General features: G+C 69.1%; 21 protein-coding genes. 1 reads left to right on the top strand and 20 read right to left on the bottom strand.

All coding sequences use genetic code 11. From position 1 onward, the window contains the following. Nucleotides 1-111: 111 nt before the first annotated feature. The 20 genes from ACPEES_RS02845 to ACPEES_RS02750 all read right to left on the bottom strand — a co-directional run bounded on the left by ACPEES_RS02845 (nt 112) and on the right by ACPEES_RS02750 (nt 18,582). Nucleotides 112-696, bottom strand: coding sequence for a hypothetical protein (locus tag ACPEES_RS02845; protein WP_435100857.1), 585 nt, complete (start codon nt 694-696; stop codon nt 112-114). An 11-nt stretch (nt 697-707) separates the two neighbouring features. Continuing rightward, nucleotides 708-1,715, bottom strand: coding sequence for a glycine-rich domain-containing protein (locus tag ACPEES_RS02840; RefSeq protein WP_435100855.1), 1,008 nt, complete (start codon nt 1,713-1,715; stop codon nt 708-710). A gap of 9 nt (nt 1,716-1,724) precedes the next feature. After that, complete coding sequence (locus tag ACPEES_RS02835) at nt 1,725-2,075, bottom strand: hypothetical protein (RefSeq protein ID WP_435100853.1); 351 nt, start codon at nt 2,073-2,075, stop codon at nt 1,725-1,727. Continuing rightward, nucleotides 2,072-4,768 (bottom strand): hypothetical protein, encoded by a 2,697-nt coding sequence (locus ACPEES_RS02830; RefSeq protein ID WP_435100851.1) that lies wholly within the window; start codon nt 4,766-4,768, stop codon nt 2,072-2,074. The genes ACPEES_RS02835 and ACPEES_RS02830 overlap by 4 nt, the downstream gene beginning before the upstream one ends. Continuing rightward, the gene (locus ACPEES_RS02825; RefSeq protein ID WP_435100849.1) at nt 4,761-5,087 is read right to left on the bottom strand and encodes a hypothetical protein; all 327 of its coding nucleotides are present in this window, start codon (nt 5,085-5,087) and stop codon (nt 4,761-4,763) included. The genes ACPEES_RS02830 and ACPEES_RS02825 overlap by 8 nt, the downstream gene beginning before the upstream one ends. Before the next feature lies 1 nt (nt 5,088). Further along, on the bottom strand, nt 5,089-7,992 hold the full coding sequence (locus ACPEES_RS02820) for a hypothetical protein (protein ID WP_435100847.1): 2,904 nt from the start codon (nt 7,990-7,992) through the stop codon (nt 5,089-5,091). Further along, nucleotides 7,992-8,330: a hypothetical protein gene (locus ACPEES_RS02815; protein ID WP_435100845.1), complete on the bottom strand. Its 339-nt coding sequence runs from the start codon at nt 8,328-8,330 to the stop codon at nt 7,992-7,994. Before ACPEES_RS02815 ends, ACPEES_RS02820 begins: the two co-directional genes overlap by 1 nt. Beyond that, nucleotides 8,330-8,860 (bottom strand): hypothetical protein, encoded by a 531-nt coding sequence (locus ACPEES_RS02810; protein ID WP_435100843.1) that lies wholly within the window; start codon nt 8,858-8,860, stop codon nt 8,330-8,332. Before ACPEES_RS02810 ends, ACPEES_RS02815 begins: the two co-directional genes overlap by 1 nt. After that, nucleotides 8,860-12,624, bottom strand: a complete 3,765-nt coding sequence (locus ACPEES_RS02805; protein WP_435100841.1) for a hypothetical protein — start codon at nt 12,622-12,624, stop codon at nt 8,860-8,862. Before ACPEES_RS02805 ends, ACPEES_RS02810 begins: the two co-directional genes overlap by 1 nt. Before the next feature lie 6 nt (nt 12,625-12,630). Next, complete coding sequence (locus tag ACPEES_RS02800; protein WP_435100839.1) at nt 12,631-12,921, bottom strand: DUF1799 domain-containing protein; 291 nt, start codon at nt 12,919-12,921, stop codon at nt 12,631-12,633. A 77-nt stretch (nt 12,922-12,998) separates the two neighbouring features. Continuing rightward, a complete protein-coding gene (locus ACPEES_RS02795; protein ID WP_435100837.1) occupies nt 12,999-13,325 on the bottom strand; it encodes a hypothetical protein in 327 nt (108 codons plus the stop codon). Nucleotides 13,326-13,348: 23 nt separating this feature from the next. Next, nucleotides 13,349-14,287, bottom strand: coding sequence for a phage tail tube protein (locus ACPEES_RS02790; protein WP_435100835.1), 939 nt, complete (start codon nt 14,285-14,287; stop codon nt 13,349-13,351). 6 nt (nt 14,288-14,293) lie between these two features. Beyond that, the gene (locus ACPEES_RS02785; protein WP_435100833.1) at nt 14,294-14,491 is read right to left on the bottom strand and encodes a hypothetical protein; all 198 of its coding nucleotides are present in this window, start codon (nt 14,489-14,491) and stop codon (nt 14,294-14,296) included. Continuing rightward, the gene (locus ACPEES_RS02780; protein WP_435100831.1) at nt 14,488-14,934 is read right to left on the bottom strand and encodes a phage tail terminator protein; all 447 of its coding nucleotides are present in this window, start codon (nt 14,932-14,934) and stop codon (nt 14,488-14,490) included. Before ACPEES_RS02780 ends, ACPEES_RS02785 begins: the two co-directional genes overlap by 4 nt. After that, entirely contained in the window at nt 14,934-15,395 is a 462-nt protein-coding gene (locus ACPEES_RS02775) for a phage virion morphogenesis protein (RefSeq protein WP_435100829.1), read from the bottom strand. The genes ACPEES_RS02780 and ACPEES_RS02775 overlap by 1 nt, the downstream gene beginning before the upstream one ends. After that, a complete protein-coding gene (locus ACPEES_RS02770) occupies nt 15,392-15,793 on the bottom strand; it encodes a gp436 family protein (protein WP_435100827.1) in 402 nt (133 codons plus the stop codon). The genes ACPEES_RS02775 and ACPEES_RS02770 overlap by 4 nt, the downstream gene beginning before the upstream one ends. 2 nt (nt 15,794-15,795) lie before the next feature. Next, the gene (locus ACPEES_RS02765; RefSeq protein WP_435100825.1) at nt 15,796-16,041 is read right to left on the bottom strand and encodes a hypothetical protein; all 246 of its coding nucleotides are present in this window, start codon (nt 16,039-16,041) and stop codon (nt 15,796-15,798) included. Between the two features lie 128 nt (nt 16,042-16,169). Continuing rightward, complete coding sequence (locus ACPEES_RS02760; RefSeq protein ID WP_435100823.1) at nt 16,170-17,090, bottom strand: Mu-like prophage major head subunit gpT family protein; 921 nt, start codon at nt 17,088-17,090, stop codon at nt 16,170-16,172. A 33-nt stretch (nt 17,091-17,123) separates the two neighbouring features. Further along, nucleotides 17,124-17,525 carry a hypothetical protein gene (locus tag ACPEES_RS02755; protein WP_435100822.1) on the bottom strand — a complete coding sequence of 134 codons (402 nt, stop codon included), beginning with the start codon at nt 17,523-17,525 and terminating at the stop codon, nt 17,124-17,126. Between the two features lie 28 nt (nt 17,526-17,553). Further along, nucleotides 17,554-18,582, bottom strand: a complete 1,029-nt coding sequence (locus ACPEES_RS02750) for a phage protease (RefSeq protein WP_435100821.1) — start codon at nt 18,580-18,582, stop codon at nt 17,554-17,556. Nucleotides 18,583-18,772: 190 nt separating this feature from the next. Between ACPEES_RS02750 and ACPEES_RS02745 the strand changes: the two genes are divergently transcribed. Continuing rightward, nucleotides 18,773-19,105, top strand: coding sequence for a hypothetical protein (locus ACPEES_RS02745; RefSeq protein WP_435100820.1), 333 nt, complete (start codon nt 18,773-18,775; stop codon nt 19,103-19,105). The last annotated feature ends 167 nt before the right edge of the window (nt 19,106-19,272 follow it).

The following is a 19,272-nucleotide window of genomic DNA, read 5'->3' as shown; positions in this document are numbered from 1 at the left end:
GGTGTAGCGCGCCGCTTGTTTTGCGACGCGGCGACGCTTGATATGCGACGGCTTTGAACCGCGGTTTCGGGCAGTTTATACGCCCCTTAACCGCGGCTCTACATTCCCCCCTTAGTCGCCCCCTCCATCGACGATTACCGGTGCCGGCTGTTCGACGACGGTGGGCTCGTGGGTGCTGTCGTTGGGACTGGCGATGCGGCCGCTGTTGCGGATAGCGTCGCGGCCGGCGATGTCGCCGCCAGCCATGTCGCCACGAACGAGGTCGCCGCCGGCGTAGTCCCGGCCCACCTTGGCGCCGCCGATGGTGTCGCCGTTGTGAATCTGGGTGGGACCGCTTATCCCCTCGGCGATGCCGACGGCGCTGTCGACGGCCTCGGTCATGCCCCAGATTGGCAGGCCCGCCACGCCGACGCGCTCGACGGTCTCGAGGGTGGCCACGAGTGCGTCCCAGCCGTTGGTGGGCGCCTGGGGCAGGAGCTGCGGCATGTCGCTACCCATGTACGCTGGCAGTGTGACGTCACATGCGGCTTCGCATTGGACGCGCGGTCGCTGGGCGGTCACCACGGCCCGCCGGGCGTCCATGAGCTCGGCGAACTGCTGGTCGGACATGCCGGCATAGCCGCCGTTGGAGGCACAGCCAACGAGGCCCACGGTCGCGGCGACTGCCCCCACCAAGAGGATCATGCGGTTCGTCATGATTGCGTTCCTTACGATACCCATTCGATGAGGACGTAGCCGTCGCCGCCGTCGCCGGCGCGGATGGAGGTGCCGGTGCTCAGATTGCCGCCGCCGACGCCACCGCCACCGGCGCCTTTGGTGCCGCTTTGGGCGGTGACGCTATCGCTGACGTAGCTTTCGGCGGCGCCGTCGCCCCCCTTGGCGAGCAGGCTCGCAGCACCGCCGGCGCCGAGCGACCGGGTGGTGGTGCCGCCGTCGCCCGCGGGTGTGCCGCCGTTGTGGCGCTCGCCGAATGGGGCGCTAAGCGGGAGGTCCTCGCCGTGGCCGGCGCTGCCGTAGCCGAGGCCGCCGCCGCGTAGGTAGCCGGCGCCACCGGGACCGGGTTCGGTGGGGTCGCTACTGTAGATGTTGGCGTCGGCCCCGCCGCCGACGCCGCCGGGGAGGACGAGCAGCCCGGCGATGGTGGTGTTGCCGCCATCTCCGCCGCTGCGTGCCAGGGTGCTGTCGCCATCGTAGATGACCGCGCCCGCACCGCCGGCACCCACCTGGATATCCAGACTCTGGCCGGCGGTGACGGCGTAGGCGCGGCGGGCGACAGCGTAGCCACTGCCGCCGCCTTCGCCGCCGTGGTTGGTGTTGTTGCTGCCGTCGCGCGCACCGGCACCGCCACCCCCGCCGCCGGCGACGGCCGTGACGACGATCGCGGTCACGCCCTGGGGCACCGTCAACGTGTAGCTGCCGGGGCTGCTGCGCTCCCACGCTTGGGAGCGGTTGGCGGCTCGGTCCAGGTTGTCAGCCCGTGCCTGGCTCAAGCGGTTGAGCAGGGTGTTGACCGCCCCCTGAGACGCCCGGCTGCCGATATTGGTGTCGAGGCGGTCGCGGTGGGTCTGGGTCGCGCCCCAGTCGGCCTGCCGGCTGGTGATGTTGGCGTCGAGGCGATCGGCCCGGGCCTGGTTCAGGCGGTTGAGCAGGGTCGCGAGGTTGTCGCGGATCTGGTTCAAGCGGCCCGGGACGCCGAGCAGGAAGTGGTTGGACATGTCAGCTCCTCAGCTCCAGGTGGTCTCGACGACGTTGTCCGCGGTGTCGTAGGTGATGGTCTCGGTGCCGATGGCCTGCCAGTTCTCGCCCAGGTCGTTGCTGTACTCGAGGGCGACCTGCTGGGGGAAGCCGTTGCCGCTCCAGGTGATGGCGATGCGGATTCGTTCACTGCCGCGGGCGTAGGTGACGGTATCCGGCTGGGCGGCCTGGCCCGAGGTGCTCATAGACCACCCCGGCATGACGCCGAGCACGGCGGCATCGCGCAGCGCCAGCAGGTTCTCGCGGGTGTTGGTGAAGGCGTCGACGCCGTTGTCTGCGGTCGGGTCCGGCTTGTCGTGTCGGAACGGTTGGTAGCTCATACGCTCCCCGGGATGTCTCGGAACTCGCTGTGGGGATAGGATTCGCCGAGCTCACGCGCGGGCTCGTCGAACGGGGTGTAGGCGATGCGGCGCACGAGCATCTCCTGCTCGATCCACGGTGCGGTCTCGCCGGCCCAGGCGTAGGCGCCGCTGGGGAACCACAGTCCCAGCCAGAGGCGGCCGATGATGTCGGGTACGTGGGTGCGGATCGTGTGCGTCCAGGTACCGTCAATGAAGAACGCCACGCGCGGGTCGTCGGGGTCGGTGTGCCACTCGAAGCCGATGGTGTGCCAGCCGCCGTCGGCAAGGTTGATGCCGTGGTCGAGCCAGTGGTCGGTGTACTCGCTCCAGTACGCCGGGTCGTTGGTGGCGCTGTAGTTGGAATCCCACTGGGGCACGTCGTTGTTGGGTACGCTCCAGTTGCGCAGCTCGCCATGCCAGGTGTTGAACCGGCCGTGGGTGAGCGCGATGCCGTCATAGGGACCACTGGCGGTCTTCAGCGCCGTGGGGAACTCCATGTCGATCTCGTGGTTGCGGATCGCCACGTAGCCGGCGCTGGCGCTGCCGGAGTCGTGGATGGCGTCGGCTTTGATGGCGTCGTAGAGGGGGTGACCGGGATAGCCCTCCTCGTAGTGGAAAGTCCAAAGCGCCGAGGCGACACCGGTCTGGGGCGGGAGCTGGCATTCGACCTCGATGCGCCCCGGCCCCAGGTAGCCACGGCTGACCAGGCAACCGCCGATGCGGGTGTTGACGCCCGAGGGCTCGCCGTCGGCGTCGACCCCCTGGACGGCGCCGGTGTAGTCGTCGCCGAGCGCTCGCAAGCGCAGGAGGCCGGCGGCTCGGTCGAGGATCACGTTCTCGCGGCTGACACCGCCGTTGTCGCCGCCCCATTGGGTGTGCGCGGCCATCCAGTGCGTGCGGAACGCCGCCTCGTCCAGGGCACCGAAGTCCAACTCGAACCCACCCACGGGTCTCGGCGGCTGGACGGTGAGCAGGGTCGAGTTGGAGTCCCCGAGCTCATTGCGCACGAATAGCTCATAGTTGCCGGGCGCCACGTCGGGCACGGTCATGATGAGATCGGAGGCGGGGGCATCGGCCGCGGGCAGTGGCTCGAATGCCCCGGCGAGCCTCTGCGCAAGCGTGTAGGCGGAGGCGTCTGTCTCCATCCCCCCGCGATCGCGCACGATCGGCGTGACGCCGCTCGGGGTCATGTTCAGAAACCGCTGCCGGTTGTCCGCACTCATCAGGGCGCTGCGTATGGCCAGGTTGTAGAGCGCGCCCTCGGTGAACGTGGTAGCGCCGGCCGTGGGCTTACGCCATCCGGGGAACTCGGCCACCGTGCCCGCCGGCGGGAAAGCCCATTGATCCCGCTGGCCGTTGACGCGGATGTCGTTGGCGTCGGTGCCACTATCGCCGCCGCTGCCGGCGATGATGCGCACCGGCTCGGTGATGGTGCCGGCGGCGAATGGGCTGCCACGGCTGACACCGTCGACGAATAGCTCCCAGGTACCGTCGTCGCTGTCGTAGAGCACGCCGATGCGGGCGCCGGCGGGGATCGCGCCGTCGCCGGACCAGGGGGTACCACCGCCGGTTTCCTGGGCGAACCGGCGGCCGTTGATGGTGGCCACGCACCATCCGATCACGCCTGGCGGCAGGGTTCGGTCGATGGCCACGGGCGCGACGCCGAACTGGACGTTGAACGACTGGAAGTGCTCGAGCTCGACGTAATAGGTGCCGGTACCCGGCTGCACCAGGTCGCCGGCGGTCGCGGCCCCGTATGCATCGTCGTCCTTCTGGATCCGACGCCCGGATTCGAGGATGCTCCAGGCGCTCGCGGCGGTCTCGGTGTTGAACAGCGGTTGCGCCTGCGCGGCCGCCAACATCATGGCCACGCCGCGGCCGGCATAAACGCTGTCGGTGGCGGTGCCCACCACCGGCGGCACCCGGCCGCTGCTGGTAGCCGATTGGCCGTCGCCCAGGTAGAGCCCCATCGTGCCGGCGTCGCCGTCGTAGTCGACGATCACGCCCACGTCCTCACCGGCCGCCACGATGCCATCGTCGACGGCGACCACCGCCTCGAGGCCGTCGCTATAGCGCACGTACTCCACGGCGCCGGCGCTGGTCACCCGCACGCCGAGCCAGGCGGCCGGCTGGCCGGCGTAGAGCAGCCACCGCACTTCGCCCGCCGGCGGCAGCGCGTCGAGCGACGCCTTGAGGCCGAGGGTGTAGCTGGCGAGGCCGTCCGAGCCGGTGAGCCCCAGCAGGGTATAGCCACCGGTGTCAGTGGCGGTCTGGACGTACTGGCCGGCTCCGGGCGGCAGCGCCAGGCGCTGGCGTCGGCCCGATGGGACGTAGACGGGCGAGACGGCTGTCTGCACCGCCACGAAATTCTGGAAGTCATCGCCTAGCCCGCCGTCGAGCGCATAGAACGCCCCGGTGGCCGGCTGGGGGGCGTAGAGGGCGTCGAGGCCGTCGCCCTGCAGGCGCAGTTCCTGGTTCGGGGTACCCCCGTAGACGCTCACGGCCTGGATGGACGGGGCCGTGGCGGCGGTCACATCGGTGGTGTCCGCGAGCCGCCAATGGCCGTCGACGCCAACCAGGTGGTAGCGCATCGGCCGCCAGGCGCCGCCGGCGCCGACGTAGTGCCCGACGACATCCCGTGCCTCGCCGTTCACCCCGACCTGCTTAGGCATAGATGATCCACTGTTCGCCGTCGGCCGGTACACCGGTCGGGGCGCTGTTCGAGATGGTCACCTGATCCTGCGTCATCACGCGCCGGCCCTGATCGTAGAGCGAGCCGTTGACCGTGCCCTCGCCCATGTCACCGCCAGACGGGGCGCCGACGACGACCTTGTCGTTCTCGAGCACGGTGCCGCCGGTGGAGGCGAGATCGGCGGCGGCTGCCGAGCCCACCTGCGCGCGCCGGGTGGTGCCACCGCGCTCCACGGGGACGTCGTCGGTCGGCTGGACGGGGCCACCGTCGGTGAGTTCACTGATACGGATATCGGCCACTTCAAACCCCCTTGAATTCCCACATGAACGGTCGCGCGACCTGGTTGCCGTCCTTGTCGAAGAGATACACGTCGAACGAGTATTGGGCGCCGTCGAGCTGGATGCGGTCGCCGGCCTCGGTGAGCACGAACCCACCGGACTCGCGGGAGAGGTACAGATCCCCGTGCAGGCCGATGTTGTCGACGACGCTGTTAAGCGGCTCGGCGCCCTCGGGCGTCACGGTGATGGAGCGCACCGCCGCATAGAGCCCGGTGAGGTGAATGGTGGTCGGCCCGTTGGCCGAGGACATTGCGCGGCCGGTCTCGGTGCGCGGGACCACGTCGATGCGCGCCGAGACGGTGGGCACACGCACGAAGAGCGTGCCGTCGCCGGTGATCCGAATGCGGGCATAGCGGGCGCGCCGCTTGGTCACCAGGCCACCGACCGACTCCCACGTCTGCCCATCCAGTGAGAGCTCGAGCGTGGCGGTCGCGCTGCCGTCGATGGCGCCGTAGTCGACCGTGGCCCGCCAGGTGCCGGAGAGGTCGTAACCGAGGTCCCATACGTCGGAGACCCACTCGCTGGTGGTCGGCGCGTGGTAGGTCGCCAGGGGCTCGGTGTAGGTGGCCATCGCGTTCGGCCACAGCGTGGCCGGGGTCTCGGCGGTGGCGGTAACGTAAGTGCGCTGGCCACCGGCGGCGCGGTTGCGCCAGCTCGTCATGCTCGTGGTCTGCGCGGCGTCGTACGCATGTTGGTCGACGAGGAAGGCGGCGCTGTCGAGGGTGACCTCGATGTCGAGGCTCGCCTGGTCGTCGCTGAACGTGCCGGCGGCGTCGATGGCGCGCACGTAAAATCGCCACCAGCCCGCCGGCACCTCGTCGGTGACCAGCCGCAATGCGGTCAAGCGGTCCAGTCGGTGCGCGCTCGCCCAGTCACCGTGAATCGCGCCGTAGCGCAGCTCATAGGCGGCGACGAAACCCGCGCCCGGCGGCCACGACAACCGCACCTGACCGCCGACCTCGAAGCCCTGCAGCGACGCCGGCGCCGTGGGCGGCGCCACGGTGACCGTGGTGCGCGTGACGTCGGGGCTGTACTGGCGGACGCTGTCGAGGGCGCGGATCAGCAGGTCGTGATCGCCCAGCGCCAGGCCCTCGATGCGCGCCTGCAGGCCGTCGATGCGGTCGACGACGGCGGCGCTCTCCCAGGTGACGCCCGGCGCGCCCCGGCGGAGCTCGTAGCGGTAGATGTCGATGTCGGCCGCCTCCTGCCATTCCACCTTGATGGCGTCGGCGGCGACCTGGCGGGCGGTGATCTGAGGCACGTTGCCGGGGGCGAGGTATTTGCCCTGGGCGGTGAGTGTCGTCTCGGTCCAGGTTTCGGATTGATAGCCGAGCTCGGAGACCACGCGCACGCGCACGGTGTAGGTCACGAGCTCGGCCACCGCTGGCGTGGTGAGCTCGGTGCCGGGGCTCGCGTCGCGCCATATGAGGGTGTCGCCGTCGAGGATCTGCCACTCGTAGTGATGCCGGTAGGGGTAGTCGGCGGCGGCCCAGGTGGCACGCAGGCGCGAGGCGTAGTCACCGTTTTGGAGCTGGTAGATCTCTTCGGTGGCGGTGAGATCGTCGACGCCCGGCACCTCGGACGGGTGCGGCAGGTGGGTATCGCCCGGGCCGGGGCCGGTAGCGACGCTGTCGGAGTAGACCGATTCGGCGTACTCGGCGAACTCCAGCGCCCACTCGCCCATCGCGACCGGCCGCACCGCCGTGAGCCGGAACGCCTTCGCGTCGAGGCCGAGCTCGTCGGTGATCGTCACGATGTCGCCGCGGCGGTCCTGCAGGCTCTCGTCGGTGGCCCGGGCGCTGCCCTCGAGGTCGAGCAGGGTCGCGGCGTTCAACCGCTCCACGGCCTCGCGGTACGCCTGGGCGTGGGTGTTGTAGCCGGGCAGCTTCACCGTGGAGACGCGGCGCTCGAGCGTGCCGGCCTCGACCTCGGGCAGCACGGCCTCGGCGTGGGCGTCTTTCCACGGGGTCTCGGTGCGGTCGGTGTAGCGCACGCGCACCACCGTCGGCGCGTTGGCGGCGCGGCGGCGGCGCAGCTTGAGATCCAGGAGCTGGTCGCCGTCGATGGCACGCGCCACCGGCGCCGGGCGATCCGGCACGAGCGCGCGCTGGTGGCCGTCGCGCACGATGAACGCGCCGGCGTAGGTGCGCAGCGCCTCGAGGTGATCCTCGATGGACGCCTGGTCCTTGATGGTGAGGTTGAGCTCGCGACGCGGGTTGCCATCGGCGAGGATCTCGTCGTTGGCGTCGGCGGCCACGCCGATACTCGGCCAGTCCACCGCCCAGCCGGCGCCGTAGAGGGGCGAGGCCATGAAGTCCGCCATGCACAGCGACGGGTTCGGGCTCCAGGCCGTGGTGTCGGTGCGCGGGTCGTAGACCAGGCGGCCGCGAATGGTGGCCACGCAGTCAAGCGCCGCCTCGGCGCCGGGCGGCACCAGGAACACGGTGTAGGCGAGCGCGCAGGGAATACCGTCCCAGGTGTCGACGAGCGTATCGGCGTAGCCGTCGATCGCGGCGGCGAGCCACGGGTCGACGGCCTGGTCGAGCGTGCCGCGGTAGTGGGTCATCTGCACGCCGTCGGGCAGCGGGTCACCGTTGCGCTGGGTGACGGCCTCGACGCCGCCGATCTCGCCGACGCACCAGTAGGCGGCGATTACCAGATTCCGGCCCAACCGACCGGCCTTGAACCAGTAGGGGCCGACCTGGTCGATGCCGTAGACGACTGGCGCAAGCGAGCCCGCGGCCGCGAACGCCATCGTGCGCTCGGTGTGGTTGCTGCTCGCGCGGTTGATCGCGCTGCGCGAGGCGCGGCCGCCGGGGCCGCTGGGGGTGGCTGGGACGTAGTCGGGCCAGGTGAGCCGCGCCATTACTGCGGCCTCCCGATGAGCTGCGTCTGCACGCGCCACCACTGCCCGGCGATGTGGTCGGTGGTGAGCTCCGCCTGGTCGTACTGCACGAGGTAGGTCACGCCGTCGCGCCAGGTGAACGCGAACTCGGTGGTCTCGTGCGCCTCGTAGTGCGCCTCGAGGGCGTCGGCCTCGCTTCGCGTGATGTAGTCGTGCACGAGGGTGAAGCGGCGCAGGCCGGGCGTGCCGCGCACCTGCGCGCGCACCCGCTGGGAGCGGGTGATGAGCACCTTGCGCCGGGGCACTCGGCGGCTCTGGCTCTCGCGATCGTTGTAGGGGATGTCGGGATAGGCGGCCATCAGCGCGGCGCCTCCACAACGATGGTCACCTCGCCCCACCGGATCTCGGTGCCGGGGGCCATCGGCTCGGTGACGAACCGCGGGCCCACCTGCACGCGCGGCGACTTGCCGGCGTTGCCCGACGCCCAGGACCGGCACTCGAGGCGTACCTGGGTGTCGGCGATCTCCGCGACCTCGCCGACGTACCCCTCGAACAGCAGCACCGGGTCATCGCTGGCATACGGCGGCTTGCCGTAGAGCTGCCAGATGCGGCAGGGGCTGTCGACGACGCGCTCGGCAAGCACCAGCGCCGAGGCGGCGCGGTCCAGGTTGGGCAACACGATCGCCGCGCGCTCGTTGCTCGCCGGCGTCTCGCTCAGGTTCGGCGTGCGCACGCCACTCGCCTGCCAGGTGTGGCCGTTCCACGGGATGTCCTCGTCGGTGGACAGCCGCAGCGTGGCCGAGGGAAACCGCAGCTCCACCAGACGCCGGGGGTGCGTGACCGGCCCCTGGGTGGCGGTCTGGACCTTCGTGGTGACCGTGCGGGGCATCAGTCGACCTCCGTGTCGTTGGCGGCCTCGGTGTCAACCTGCACCCGCACGTCCACCGGCTGGCGGGCGATTTCGCCGAAGTCGCCGACGGCATCGGCGAAGCTCGCCATCGCGCCACCGAGGGGCGCCATCGCCCGCTCCATCGCCTCGGCCGCCTTGTCGTAGCGATCGGCGACGGCGCCGAGGCGGTCGTCGATGGTGGTGGCGATCTTGTCGGCGTTCGAGTCGATGGTCTCGCGGCGTTCGTCGAGGCGCTCGTTGGCCGTCTCCTGGACCTGGTCCAGGAACTTGGCGAGCTCTTCGCCCATGCCGCTTTGCTGCTGCTCGTCGCTTAGCAGGTTGTAGCCCTGCATGGTGAGCTCGCGGATCTGCTCGGCGGTCTGCGCGATGCGCTCGGGGTTGGTCATGCTCTTCAGGGACTGGGCGAGACCCTCCGCCTGGTTGCGCAGGTACTGATAGCGCTCCTCCTCGCCCATGAGGTCCTGGCGGATCCGCTCGGCGCTGGCGGACAGGCGCTGGGTGACCTGCTGCTGAGCGGCGTCGATCGCCTGGAGCATGGAGAGCTCGCGCTGGCGCAGGATCTCCACCTGGTTGCCGAGCTCGACCGTGGACTCGTAGCTGCCGTCGAACGCCTCGGCGGCCTCACGGGCCTTGTCGACCTGCTCGTTGTAGAGTTCGTTGAGCGAGCGGTTGGCCTCGTCCTTGGCTGCCTGGTACTGGGCGAGCGCGCCCTCGTTGCGGTAGCCCTCGACACGCGCCAGGCCCTGCACCATGCCCTGGGCCTGCTGGCCGAATGCCGTGTTGTCGCCCTCGAACGCAGTGGCCCAACCGGCGACGATGGCTTGTGCCCGCGCCGGGTCCTCGAGCAGCTCGTCGAGGCCGTTCAAGCTCTGCCCCAGCGTGGTCACGCGGGCGAGGAAGTCATCGACGCTGCCCTCGAAGCCCAGCGTGAAGCGCTCGAGCATGCGCGAGGCTTGGCCACCGAGCTCGCCGAAGACGACGCTGTAGCGCTCCTGCAGCAGCCGGGTGATGTCGCCGGCCTCGGCGTCGTCCCACTCCTGGATGGACGAGCGCCAGTCCGAGAGGGCGTCCGAGACCTTCTGCACCTCGCCCTCGTCGGCCATCTTGGCGATGATCCGGTCGAACTCGGCGAGTCCGTCGAGCAGTGGCTTGTAGTCTTCGGCGTCGGTCTTGTGGGTGGCGTTGGAGAGGCCGAGCTCGCCGAACGGCGTGCTGACGGAAACGTCATCCTCGAACGCGCTGGACGGCGTGCCGGCCTTCTCGTTCTTGAAGGCGATGCGCGGATCGGTCTTGTCGCCTAGGAATGAACCGCCGACCGCCCCCAGGAGGCCGCCGACGATGCCGCCGATGAGGGTGCCGACGCCGGGAATCACCGAGCCGATGGCGGCGCCAGCGGTGACACCGGTGCTTGCGCCGATACCCGACTTGCCGCCGAGCAGCTCCTGGGCGAGCAGCCCCGCCACCGCCGCGTAGGGGCTCGCCGCGGCCGCGCCGGACAGCGCGGTACCCGCCGTTGCCCCCCAACCGGCGGCCGAGCTACCAAGGCTGCTCATCACGCCCTGGGCAGCCGCCGAACCGCCGGCCGAATACGCCGCCCCGGCACCGGCCATACCCGAGAAGAAACCGCCACCGCCGACGTAGCCCGCCATCGTCGAACCGAGCCCCGCGACGCCGAGCCCTGCGGACTGCGTGAACCCGGAGGCGAGTTGCGACCAGTCCATGCCACCGCCGCTGCCGGAGCCTCCGAGCTCGCCAAGCACGCTCTGCGTCTGGCTCGGATCGACACCCATCGCCCCGCCCATTGCCTGCACCACCGGCACGATGACCGGCCGAGCGATGGCGAGCGTGGCCATCTCCGCGAGGATGTCTTTGAACACGTCGAGAATGCGGCTTCCGAAGTCCTTGAAGCCGTCAATGCCCTCATCGAAGACATCGCGGAAGGTGTCGCGGAAAGCACCGCGGATACCGCTCGCGGTGTCCTGAACGATTTGTGGCACCTCGCGCTGGGTGTCCTTGAATTCCTTCGTCTTGTCGGTGGCGCCCTGTAGTTCCTTCGCGAGGTTGCCTACGGACTTTTCGTATTCCTCATTAGTGATGCGCCCGCGTTCGACCGCCTCGCGCAGGATGTGGACCTGGCTGGCGTATTCCCGCGCAGCGGCCGCCGCGGGGTTGGCGGCGTCGAGCACCGCCTGGAGCTTCTGCGCGAAGTTGTCCTGGGGGTTGATGCTCGCCTGGTACTCCTCGGCGAGCTTGGCGACGAACTCGGCGTATTCCTCGGTGGTGATCCGCCCGCGCTCTTGGGCCTTGCGCAGCACCTGGACCTGGTTGCCGTACTCCTTGGCGGCCTGGCCGACGGGGTCAACGACCGAGAGCACTGCTTGGAGCTGGGCCTGATATTTGGCTTCGGCGGCGGCGGCCTCAGCGGTTGTCTGAGCGTTGTCATCACGGCTGTCGCTAGCACCGCGGGTCGCAGCAACGACTTCGTCGAGAGCTGGTGGCACTTGCCCGAGCCCGAGAATCCAATCGTCCAGCGCCTCACGCCCGCCGGTGATGTCGATGGTGATGGCGCTTTGCTGCTCAATGAGCCGCTGGCGCTCCTGCCGCAGAGCGCGGAGCTTCTGCCGGGTTGCCTCATACTCGGCGCGCGCCCGCTCAAGGTATTGCGTCTGACCTTCGGATAGTGCGTCCTTGCCCTCGAGGCGCGCGACGACGCCTTGGAACATGTTGGCACTGTTAGTGAGGAGCTCGATTTGAGTGTCTAGTCCCTCGATCCGGCTCTGCAGCTCGGCGGCAGGGTCGCCTTCCACAAGCTTGGCGACACCGATTCCTAGACCTTCGCCGAACTTCACGAACGCGTCCGCGGCTTTGACGGTCCAGCCGGCGAGCGTGGCCATCGCCCGCCCGAGCGTGGTGATGCTTTCGGCGTTCTCCGCGATGCGGCGATTGAACTCGGTCGAGATGATGTCGCGCATCTCGTTGAGCTGGTCGTTGGCCTGGCGCGCCCCCGCAGCCGTCTCGTTGGAAAGCACCCGCCCTTGCTCGCGTATCTGCTCAATCTGGGCTTGGATGGCAGCAGTACCCTGGGCCAATACCGCGCCCATCTTTGGACCGGCGTCTTCACCGAAGACCTGGGAGGCGAGCGCGGCGCGGCGGGATTCGTCTTCGACGCCGGCGAGGTACTCAATCGTCTCATCGAGCGCCTGCTGGGTCCCACTGCGCAGGGACGTACCCATCTCTTCGAAGGCCTTCGCTCCGGCACCCGCGCCTTCCTGGGCGAGACCGAGGCGACGGTTGAACCGCCGCAAGGCACCGGACGTGATGTCCTCAGCCACGCCGCCGAGATCGCCGAACGCCTTGACCAGCTCCTGATAGCGCTCGGTGGTAATGCCGGCGACGTCCGCCTGCTCGGACAGTGCGGCGGTGGCAGCGATGGATTGAGTCGCAAACCGGGCTACGGCGCCGGCACTCATCGCGGCAATCAGCGGGGCCAGTGCCTGCTGCAGACCACCGGCCGCGGCTTGCATACGGGTCATCTGATCGCTGCCGCGCCCGACCTGCTGACTCATGCGGCGGGCCGTATGGCCCGTGCGGTTCAGCCCCCGGGCCGCATCCTGGGCGGCCGTTCCGGTTTTGCCAGCGGTGCGATTGAGCCGCTCGAGCTCCTCGCGGCTGACGCGCACCTCCCCCTGCAGGCCGTCGGCGTCGGCCGTCAGTCGCATGTGCAGGGTGAGGTCGTTCGCCATTCGTGCTCAGCTCTTACGGTTCAAGATCGGCAGCGCCGTGGCTTCCATCTCGCGGAGATCCGCGAAGCGTTTCTGGCTGCAGGTGAGGCCGGCGAGGCGGTGGACGGTGTCGATGGCGGCGTAGTCGAGACCGAGCCAGGCGCCGGAGAAGAGGTCACGTTTCCATTGCGTCTCGAGCATCAACCACACCCGCAGCGTCTCCCTGTTGCAGTGGTAGATCTGGACGTCCTCTGGTTCGGCATTGCGTGCCTGGGTCCACTGATCCACGGCCTCGGGCGAGGCGCCGTACGCGGCCATGGCCTCGGCGAGCTCGCCCCGCCCCTGGCTGCGGCCGCCCGCCCGGCGGGACTCGGCCCAGTGGCGGGCGGCCTCGATCAGTTTTTTCGACGACCGCCAACCCCGTAGACCCCGGCGATGAACGCTTGGGCGAGCGCGCGACGGATGTAGGGCGTGGCGATGGCCTGCTCGCGGTTGTCGGCGTTGTATTCGATGGGCTCGCCGTTGTAGTCGCGGAAGTTGGTCCAGCCCTCCAGGTGCTCACGCAGGGTCTCCTCGTCGCCCATCTCACCGTCCTCGATGGCCGCGAGACGATCGTCGCCGGGGAGCTTGAACTGCGCGTCGCAGCGGTACTTGTGGCCATCCGGCGCGACCACGTCGGCGCGGGCGGTGAAGGTGTCCGATTTCATGAGCTTGAAGGCCATGAAAAACGCTCCTTAAACGGTGATTACTTGGTGGTGATGGTCCACTCGTCGTCGCCGCTCGCCGGCAACGCGCGCAGGTTGAGGGACAGCGTTCGGGTGCCGTCCTGGTCGCCGTAGTTCGGCTCGGTGATCTGGACGGCCGGGAGGCTGAGCTCGACGATGTTGCCGGCGGCCGTGCCGTGGACGATGTTCACCGCGCCGGTGTCGTTGTTGCGCGCCTTCGTGAAGAAGTCCTGCGCGGCGATCGCCGGCGCGCCGATCTCGATGGAACCAGTGCTCTGGCGGTCGGTGATGATGGCGCTCTCGTCGCCGGGGATGTTGCGCGCGGTGACGCTGTTGCCCTGCTCGAGCGAGAACTTGTAGAGCGTGCCCTGGTAGCCGTGAACGGTGAAGGTGGGCGTGTTGGTGTTGTCCACCACGACCGGATCGCGGAACACCGAGAAGTCCGGCGACGGCGCGGCCACGGAAGCGGGGTCGACGTAGATGCCCCAGAACTGGAAGCGAATCCGCGGGAACGAGTTACTGTTCATCTCCAGCGACCAGGTCCCGCGCGCGCCGAGCATGGCGTGCTTCTGGCCGTCGATGAACGTGTAGAGTGTCGCGCTCTCCTCGTCGGCGGAGACGGGCGCGTAGCTTACGTTTTCGCTGCCGCTGGTGGAGTCGATGGTCTCCGCGCAGCCGCAGGCGCGCAGGAGCTGGCCCCAGCCGGGCGGAGTGACCGGGTCGCCGGAACCCGCGAGCTCTACGTAGAACTCGAGCTGCACGTGGATGCCGGTATGCACCACCGGCCGCGCACCGAGGTAGGGCTTGTAGTTGTTGCGCTCGGCGGTGTCCGCCGACATCGGCGTGAGACTCACGTCGGAGACGAGGATCGCCTCGGCACCGGTGGGGCTCGCGTCAGTGCCGTAGCTCGACTCGTTCGCGGCGACGACGAGGGTCTTGCGGGTCTTGAGCTCTGCCATGCCGGGTTACTCCTGGTTGCCGTCGTCGCCGGCGACGGGCTCGGCCGCCTTGGACGCGCTCGCGGTGGACTTCGCCGGGCGCTCGAAGCGCTCGCGATCACGCTCGCGCGGGTAGCGGCTCATGCGCGCCCCGGTCCATTCCACGCGCTCGGCCCGGCCGCGTTTGGTCTTGCGGACAAAGCGTCCGCCCTGGTTCACGCTCATGAGGTTCTCCGTAGCTGGGACTGGGTCGTGAAGCGGTCTTCCCACCAGAGCACCCGGTTGCGCAGCCGCACGAGCGAGCCACCGGCGTAGTCGACCGGCTCGCCGTCGGGCGGCGACCAGGCAACCAGGGCCGTGAGGATGGCCTCGCGAATGGGCCTGAGCTCGCGATGGCCGGCTTCGCCGGTGCCGTCGCTCAAGTTGCGCACGGCCACCACCACGCCCACGGTCGAGGTGAGACGCTGGATATGAGCGCCGGCAAGTGCCTTGTTCGGCCCGGCCTGATCGCGACCGGGAATCACGTAAGCCGCCGGCGTGCGCAACGCCTTGGCCTCGAACGCGGCGGAGAGATCCGCGGCGCCGCCCACCGACACGAGCGCCGGCACCTCGGCGGTGAGGCGCTCGATCCACGGATCCAGGTCTTGTAACTGCATCTGGGTCGACATCAGCGCCCTCCGATCTGGGCGTCCAGCCAGTCGCGGGCCACCGCCAGCAGGTCATCGGCGTTCTCCGCCGACAGCCCCAGGTAGGGCCGCTCAGGGATCGCGGCCGGCCCGGGCGGCATGTCCGGGGTGCCGCCGTACTGGTGAATGGCGGCATAGGGCAAATTCGAGCCCCACATCGCGGCGTCCGTCGTGGCGGCCGCGGTGATGGAGTCGAGCAGGTCGCCTTCGCCCTCGAGCAGGGAGTGCCCGCCGTGGCGCGTGGCCGCGTAGTCGTCGGTCCAGGGCGCCCAGGGACTGCCATCCGGCGCCGACTTCTCCTGGCTGATACGTCGACGCGTCTGGCTCCCGCCCTCGACGGCGAGCGCCTCCATCAAGCCGTGGCGATCCGGGGCCGACAGGCTCGCGAATACCCGCTCGATAGCGGCGAGGTCAGCCCGGTCGATCTCGATACCGATGCTCACAGCACGCGCCTCCCGCTCCAGCGCCGTGGCTTGGAGCTCACGTGGACGGTGCCGGCGCCAGTACGCTCGCCGCCGTCCAGCGTCGCCCGGCCAGCTGCGATGCTCTCCAACCGTTTGACGGCATCGTTGCGGCGCTTGGCGACGTGCTCGCGCCCGCCGATGGCGTCCAGGTGGTACCGGGCGATGTCCGCGCACAGTCGCCGCAGCAGCGCCGGCGCGGGTGAGACGGGCACGCTGTAGCGCCGCCGGATCAGCGCGTCGATCTCGGCCGACGCCTCTTCCAGGGCGGTCTCGACCTGGGCCTGATCAACCTGGCCGGTGCGCTCGGTGTCGGTGAGCTCAATGAGCTCGTCCTCACCGAAGCGGTCGATCAGGTCCTGGACGCTCGCGTAAGCCATCGTCAGTCGGCCTCGATCTCGTCCTCGCGCACCATGAGCATTGGCTCGGCGCGAATGACCTCGGCCTGCTCGTCGCTGAGGTCGGCGAGGCGCACCACCGTCTCGCTCCGGTTGAACTCAAGGCCGCCGCGGCGAAAGCGCGCGCGCTTGGCGCTCACGCGGAGCACGGCCACTTTGGCGGCCTTGCCCCTGCCCCGCCCCTTGTTCGATTCGGTCTGCGTCTCCGTGCTGGCTTGCTGCTCGGCCACTGTGCGATCTCCTCTGGTGATTCCCCTGGCGCGGGGTAGGCGGCCCCGCGGCCCGTCGGCCTCCGATGTCACCCGCCGCCCCGGACGACACCGTCATTGGCCCGCATCGCGTTGCTATAGGTGTGGGGTTAGCCGGTGCCGGTGGAGCCGTAGCTCATCTGCCAGAAGGCGTAGCCACCGGCGGCGCGGGCTTCGGCGCCGAACTTGTACTCGCCGCGGGAGAACACGTCGTCGGCGTTCATGTCCGTTTGCTGGACGAACACGGGCGCCTTGCGCTCCTGGTAGACGAAAGGCTTGACCGGCCGGCTGGTGACGTGGAGGAACCACGCGGTGTCGGAGGTGAGCCGGGGGTTAACCAGCAGCTTCGCCGTGCCCTTGTAGGGGTTGGGTGTGTCGTCGGCGAGCTTGTCCGCCTCCACGAGCATGCGCCCGACGTGCTCCAGCGCCGGCGGCACCTCCAGGGTGTCGGGCATCAGCCCGAGCGGCCGGCCCTCGTCGTCGGTAAAGGACATGATCGCGGTGCGCGCGGCACCGTAGCTGCCCTGGGCATCGGCCAGGGTGGCGTTCGACAGCACCGCGGTGCCCTTGTTGGACACGCTCTTGGTGTCTCCCTGCCCGTCGCCGACGGGGTGGTCGGTGTCGTAGAAGTACTGCCCGTCGTAGCAGGTGTTGGTGAAGGCGTTGTTCTTGAGCTCGGCGACGATCTCGTCGGGGAGCTGCTTGGAGCTGTGACCGGCGTCCTGGGCCATCGGCGAGTAGATGCCGAGGTTGTCGTCCTCGATGTCGTTGCTCCGGACCGAGACGGTGGCTTCCCAATCCTCGTTGACGACGGTGTAGCTGAACGCCTCCAGGGCCTTGATGACCTTGTCGCCGATCCAGCGGCGCATGCGCGGGAACCGCCCGAGCCAGGAGTAGTCGTTCTGGCTGGAGCCGGAGGGCACGCGCATGGCCGTGCGCTGCCACTGGCTCTCGGCGGCTTCGAAAGCCTTGTTGAAGGTGGTCTTCAGGTTCTGGAAGACCGCCTGCAGGTTGCTCTTGTTGACCAGCATGGTGTCTGGGTCCTCTCGGTCAGGGCGGCGGGGTTACTCGACCCACACGCCGTTGGCGTCGATCTGGATGACGGTGCCAGCGGCCGACTGCGTGCCCGCGCCATCCGTTGCCGAGACGGTCTCGTCGTCGACGACGTAGCAGGTCTTGCCCAGGGCGGCCTGGCCGACGGGGTCGGAGCCGGAGTTCTTCCACTTGAACGCCTTGCCCCGACGGACCAGAACCTGCCTGTCGCCGGCGGCGCCGGCGGTGTTGTCGACGTGCGAATCGGCACGGCCGAGGTAGATGAGCCCCGTGGCAGTGCTGCCGGGCGCGGCGTAGCCGCTGGCGTTGGCCACGACGAGCGCGCCGGTGAAGATCTCGACGCCGGCGGCGACGGGTGTCGGCACGACGTCTCCGTCGGTCATCGGGGTGTTGCGATCCTTGGTGAGTGCCATCGCTTCGCTCTCTCTTCTCGCGGGCCGCTTACGCCTGGCCGTACTTCTGGAGATCCTCGGCGGTGTTGCCGAACATCGCGGCGATCTTCTGCTGCTCGGCGTTCAGCGCCTTGCCGGCGTCGCCTTCGGGCTTGCGGTCGTCGAGCTCGGCGGGATCACCGAGGGTGGGGGCAGCCTTGACGTACTCCTTGAACCGGTCGAGCCCGCCTTCCTGGCGGCACTGAGCCTTGTGGTAGTCCACGGTGGCCGGGGTGATCTTGCCGGCCGCGAGCGCCGCATCGATCTCGGCGTCGATCTCCGCCTCGAGGCGCTTGCTCTCCTGCTCGGCGAGCTTGTGCTCGGCGTTGCTGGCGCGCTCGAGCGCGGCGTCATAGTCGGCGCGCGGCACGAACCGCTCCAGGCTCGGGTTCTCGGCGCGGTTGAGCGCGGTCTGGCGCTCCTCGGTGAGTTGGTTGATGGCGGTGACGGCCTGATCCTCGGTGGCGTTCTCGGACAGGCCCAGCGCTTTGCGGATGGCCTCGGGCAACATGGCGCCCTCCTGGTGGTGATGCTCGGGGTGACGGGGCTCGCCGCGATTGAGTGCGGCGATGTAGAGGTTCGGGGTGTTGGTCAGGCCCGCGGAGGTGAGGCGGACCACGCGACTGGACTCGCGCTCGAACAGGAAGACCGGCGAGATGTAGCGGTACTCGCGGTTGCGCACGCTCTCGGCGCCGCGGGGCGTCCAGTCGACGCGGCCGTAGACCGCGCCCTCGCGGTTCGCCAGCGCGACGATCCAGCCGGCCGCGGGCGCCGGGTCACCCTCGGGGGCGCGCAGCTCGGTGGCGTGCTCCCAGTCGATGGGCAGATCCCGACCGTCACCGAGACTGTCGGCCACGACCTGGTCGGGGCGATCATTGATCCAGCCTCGGCCGTCACGGCCGGTCACGCGGCCGGCGGGCACGAGCTCCAGCCACTCCGGCAGGGTGCCGTCGTCCGGGAGCTCGACGTTCACGGCCACGACCAGCGGGTCGGCGCCGGCAGCGGCCTGGTTCAGTGCGGTGCGGTATTGCGAGCGCATGCCGCCATGCTAGGCAGCGGCGCGCAGCATCTCGGCAGGAAAGGGTTCAGTCAGCGAATCGAGTAAAGGGCGCTTCCGCCGGTCGGAACGGTAGCCCTTACCGAGATGCCGATCAATGCAGAGGCCTTGCGTCCGTAGGCAAAGCGTGCTCGGCTGTCAGTGCGACATGGATCACAAAAGGAGATTGAAGTTGAACAAGGGGATTGTGTTCTTGATGGGGGCGCTTGGGCTCGCGCTGGCGTCGCCGGCCGCGGCTGAGGTGGACTGGCAAGAGACGTGCCGCATAGGCTCCGACACGGCCGAGAACATGATGCTCGAGCGCCAAAGCGGCGTATCGATGGCCGACCAGATGGAGGGCGTCGAAGGCAACGTTGTCGGCGAACGGTGGGTTATCGAGGCATATAACCGGCCTCGATACCATACGAAGGAGCACCAGCGCCGCGCCATCGAGGAATTTCGCGACTGGGCCTATAAGGACTGCATCAGCAAGATCGGTCCAGGCGGGTCTCTGCGAGAGGACTGATCCCGGACGCCCTATACGATCGGTGCGCTCGCGACGGCGACGGTCGCGAGCACGTTGCCTCCACTCCACCACGTGTTATCCAACCCTGTTTAAAACCTTTTTAAGCCCTCGCAGAAACGGCGATCCGGGTCGCCCCATAGGTGGCGTAGCGGGAACCGCTCTCGCGG

Origin of the sequence: Arhodomonas sp. AD133, assembly GCF_051195215.1 — a bacterium.
GTDB lineage: Bacteria > Pseudomonadota > Gammaproteobacteria > Nitrococcales > Nitrococcaceae > Arhodomonas.
Note: the sequence above shows the minus strand (reverse complement) of the source record. Positions and strands in the feature narration are given on the sequence as shown.